This is a genomic window from Microcystis sp. LE19-84.1B (assembly GCF_027531875.1).
Taxonomy (GTDB): Bacteria; Cyanobacteriota; Cyanobacteriia; order Cyanobacteriales; family Microcystaceae; genus Microcystis; species Microcystis panniformis.
Window position 1 is genome coordinate 1 of sequence record NZ_JAPZSR010000401.1, and the last position, 4,045, is coordinate 4,045.

Annotated in this window: 5 protein-coding genes and 1 pseudogene; 1 reads left to right on the forward strand and 5 read right to left on the reverse strand. The window is 36.9% G+C overall.

What is annotated here, in order from left to right; translation table 11 throughout:
* Nucleotides 1-197 precede the first annotated feature (197 nt).
* Nucleotides 198-692: a DUF4276 family protein gene (locus tag O9324_RS22305; RefSeq protein ID WP_353851737.1), complete on the forward strand. Its 495-nt coding sequence runs from the start codon at nt 198-200 to the stop codon at nt 690-692.
* Between the two features lie 323 nt (nt 693-1,015).
* Here O9324_RS22305 and O9324_RS22310 read toward each other — a convergent pair whose 3' ends face one another.
* The 5 genes and pseudogenes from O9324_RS22310 to O9324_RS22330 form a co-directional block, all read right to left on the reverse strand.
* Nucleotides 1,016-1,936: a hypothetical protein gene (locus tag O9324_RS22310; RefSeq protein WP_287731792.1), complete on the reverse strand. Its 921-nt coding sequence runs from the start codon at nt 1,934-1,936 to the stop codon at nt 1,016-1,018.
* Nucleotides 1,878-3,338, reverse strand: coding sequence for an AAA family ATPase (locus O9324_RS22315; protein ID WP_288141333.1), 1,461 nt, complete (start codon nt 3,336-3,338; stop codon nt 1,878-1,880). Before O9324_RS22315 ends, O9324_RS22310 begins: the two co-directional genes overlap by 59 nt.
* A gap of 27 nt (nt 3,339-3,365) precedes the next feature.
* Nucleotides 3,366-3,500 (reverse strand): hypothetical protein, encoded by a 135-nt coding sequence (locus O9324_RS22320; protein WP_002768995.1) that lies wholly within the window; start codon nt 3,498-3,500, stop codon nt 3,366-3,368.
* A 49-nt stretch (nt 3,501-3,549) separates the two neighbouring features.
* A pseudogene (locus O9324_RS22325) lies at nt 3,550-3,813 on the reverse strand (adenylosuccinate lyase); the annotation flags it as partial.
* A gap of 52 nt (nt 3,814-3,865) precedes the next feature.
* The coding region (locus O9324_RS22330; RefSeq protein ID WP_288141334.1) for a hypothetical protein at nt 3,866-4,045 on the reverse strand (180 nt) is incomplete at its 5' end.

Sequence of the window (4,045 nt, forward strand, 5' to 3'; positions counted from 1 at the left end):
GAACCCTTATATAGAAAGGCATTTAGCGATTTTTGTCAATTGTTTTTTATCTAGAGCGAACTAATCAATTAAGTCTCTTGCCAGATAAGGATTTAGTCGATTTATGCCCCCCTATCGAACCATAACAAGTAACGAAGAGCCCACAAATCTCTGGCGAAAATATCCGAGAAAAAGCTAAAAAATACGCAATTCAAGCGGTGGAGAAGGGAGCAATGGTTTTGTGCTTCCATGCAGACGCAGATGATAAAACAGATGAAAACGCATTTAAGGAAAGAATTAATCCGGCTTTTAATGCTATTAAATCAGACGAGCGAGACTTATGCAAAAATTTAGTTGCTATCGTTCCAATACAAATGACTGAAGCCTGGATATTAGCAGACAAAGAATTACTAAAAAAAGAATTGTGTACAAATAAAAGTGATAGTGAGTTAGCAATCGATAAAGAGCCAGAATCTTTTAGCAATCCGAAAGAAACGATTAAAAATGCCATCAATAAAGCCAGAGAAGGTATAACTAAACGGTATCGAAATAAACTAAAACTTGAGGATTTATATTCACCGCTTGGTACAAAAATCCCATTGTCGAAATTAGAATCCTTGTCTTCCTACAAAAAATTTGAAAAGGCAGTACGAGATATTTTTCCACAATTAACGAAAGTCAACAATATAGAGGATAATCCTGATCAAACGTGAATAGGACCTTGCTAATAGCATTTTTCTAAAGTAATGGCAGAGATGGTTAATTGCCTTCACCCCCAACCCTTCTCCCAAAAAGGGAGAAAGGAGTAGAATGTCTGCCACGAATAAAGAAAAATGGCATAAGGTGCGTTCCCTGTCGTCGATTAGTTGCTTAGTCGGATTTGCAGCAAGAAACGGCATTGCTGAATCAAGGCATGAATGGCAACTGTGCAGGTTCCCGTGCAAAAGTTAGTTTGGCTCTAGGTTTTAAAAATACCAGAAAAGAAGATTCATATCTCAAATCAGCAACGCCGATTCCTCTACACCTATTTTTTATACTAACTATTGATTAGGCGACTTACCATCTCTACCATTCCATATATGTTTAAATTTTTAATCTCTTCCTGAATTTGATCGATTGAACTTTGAGAATCATCACTACAGTAAGCCAATTGAACTTTCTTTCCCTGCGGATCGGTTAATACGGTTAATAGGGTGATCAAGTCTCGATCGCTCGACACCTGATAATCTATATAGATGCCTTTTCTATCTTTGGTGGGAGTGAATTTACATAAATAATAGTTATCCTGTTCACGTTTGTCCGATGCTTGTCTAGCCAACAAGTTTTCGATTAACAAACAATCGGATTCTTTATGTTGCTCGTCGTGAATATAATTTATTTTGCTTAAATCCGCTTTACTGTAAGTCTTGGAAACATAAGGATAAAGCTCCGCTTTCAAATTATACTGGATAGGTAAAATAATAAATCCTTTCTCCGCTTCCTCGTTGATCGCCTTTCGAGGAATATCGGCATTATAGGGAGTTAATAGGATAGCTTGTAATTTATATTTGAGTTTCCTGGTGACATGATCGGCAATTTCTTGTTTTAAAATATCTCTAAAAGTTGTAATTTGTTCGATACCTGTACTCGTGGAATTTTTATTAGTTCCCTTCATCTCGATAATCGTCAGCAGAAGTAAGCCATTCTGAATAAAAAGAGATAAATAATCAGGTCTTTTCTGATTTTGATCTCTAACGAGAGGATCCTCCCGACGATCAGTTTTAAATAAAATACAAACGGAATCTTTTTCTGGCTTGGTAATCCGAAAGCTGACACCGCTTTCGGGTGGAGCGATCCGATCGGGTACGGTACAGAAAATAAGCAGATTTTCTAAAAAGTTAAATTTTTGCCAATCGAGTTTATTCTTCTTCTGAGGAACATCCTTCTTCGGTTTCTTGGTTTTGTTGTCCTGCTTCATAAATTGCAAAAAACTTTTGTTGAATATCAACTGATACATCGCTGAGAGTATCCCAACGAATACCGTATTCAGGGTCGTGTAAAGAAAGTAATTGATTATTTTTCATTTCATAGGCGCTAACCTGTTCCATTTTAAGAAAAGCTCGGCTATCTTGCAGATAAAGCAATTTAGCTTGTTCGGCTAAAAGTTCTGGATTTTGGTGATTACCATTAACGATATTGTTAAGATGAGCCATCAAATAGGGGCTATGAGTCGTCAATAAAATTCTAACTCCTAAATTTACTAAAATCGCTAAAGATTCTAACAATTTTACCTGAGATTCTGGATGTAAGTTCATTTCAGGCTCATCGATCACCAGAAAATCCCCGGATTTTGCTCGATAGCGTAAATAGAGTAAAAGCGGGGCTAATTGTTTAATAGACGAGGAAGCATTATAAAGATCGATCTCTAAACTTCTTTTTACCGAAACTTTAATTTCTCTGCCTCCGAATTTAGTCTTTTTAAAGATTGTTTTATTGTTATTTTGAATATACTTTTCAATTTGATCGGCTAATTTTTGAAAATCATTTTTGTTTTTGGCAATGGGATCGGGCTTATTTTCTAGTTCTATGTCAGTTAAAAAATCTAAAAAATCCTCTACTGGTTGAGGATAGCGAATATCTCCCTGTTCTTTCAGTAACTCTAACTGTCTATCTCGATTAATACGTCTATTAATACGTCCTTGTGTCAATAGCTCTCTCTGATTCCCTTTAAGTAGCTTATATCTTCTATTGCCCAGCATTTTATAGGTATTTATAAAAGCGTTTCTTTCGGCGGGTAAAGGAAGTGCGTCGGAAAATGAAAATTTTACAACAGCAGCAACAAAATTAAGAAAAACTATGTCTTTATAATTATTAATTTTATCTTCTTTTTCTTGATAAAATAAAATCTCATTATTGTTCTCGCTTCGCTCGATTTTCTTGATTCCAAGTGAAGCTAATGACCCGCGATATTCAATTGTATCCGCTAAAACTTTTTCTATAGCTGTTTTAATATCATCTTCGGAAATTTCGATACTGAATTTCGTTTTTTCAAAAATCTTGCCGCTAGAATCTTGGAAAAAAGATTGTAGTTTTATCCCGCTAAATTCAGATGCGGACTTTTGAACAATTTCGGATATAACATCATAAAAATGTCGGTCTATTTTTAAAGACCAATGATCGGCTTGATTTGTAAATTCTATTTTTTCTAAAATTTCACTAGAAAAATAAAAGCCGTCAAGCTGATTAATCCATAACCCATAAATCGAGTAGGCGATATAAGTTTTATTAGAATTATTCGGGCCAATAATAACGGTTAGAGGCCGAAGATCCACTTCTGCCTCTTTAATACTACCTAAATTCAAGAGTTTGATTTTCATCATAAAAACGAACACTCCGAATACAGACCCTTATTTTACCCGATTCGTACTCGCTTGCGCCGATTCTTTAGTTTTATCTTCAAACGCAACCATGATCGAGAAACGAATAGCGATCGCTTTCTGAGAAAAGATCGATCGCCAACCGACAATCCACAACGCTGTCATTACCTTTCTAAAGCAACAAGCTAGTGGTTAGCTGATAACTGAAAGCTCCTTAAATATCTAACCTTTGGTAGATGCTATTAAGATGATTTAGGTGCTGCTGGGGATCAAAGCAACTTTCGATCTCGTCGGGGGATAAAATGCCGGTAACTCGCTCATCTTGGCTGATAAAAGCTTTAAAATTGCCGTTATCGGTGTTCCAAGCGCGATGGGCGTTTTCTTGGACGATTTTATAGGCAGATTCTAGGCTAATTCCCTTACTCACCAAAGTTAAAAGAACTCTTTGACTGAAAATCACGCCACCATAGACATTCATCGGAAATTTTGGGTCTGAAACCCCGCCGTTCTAGGTTGGCTTTACGTTAGAATTAAAAGGCCAGTCTCGAAAACCAAGTGGACGACGCAGCACCTTGAAAACTCGGCTTAGGGGGTTCCGACCAGAAAAGCTTGGCCGGGTAAAAAGTCGCGCGCAACAAGTACAAGAAGCTATAGGCGGTCAACGTACCGTGGGACACACGGAATCGGGCTTCTGAAATGGGGCGAAAGTC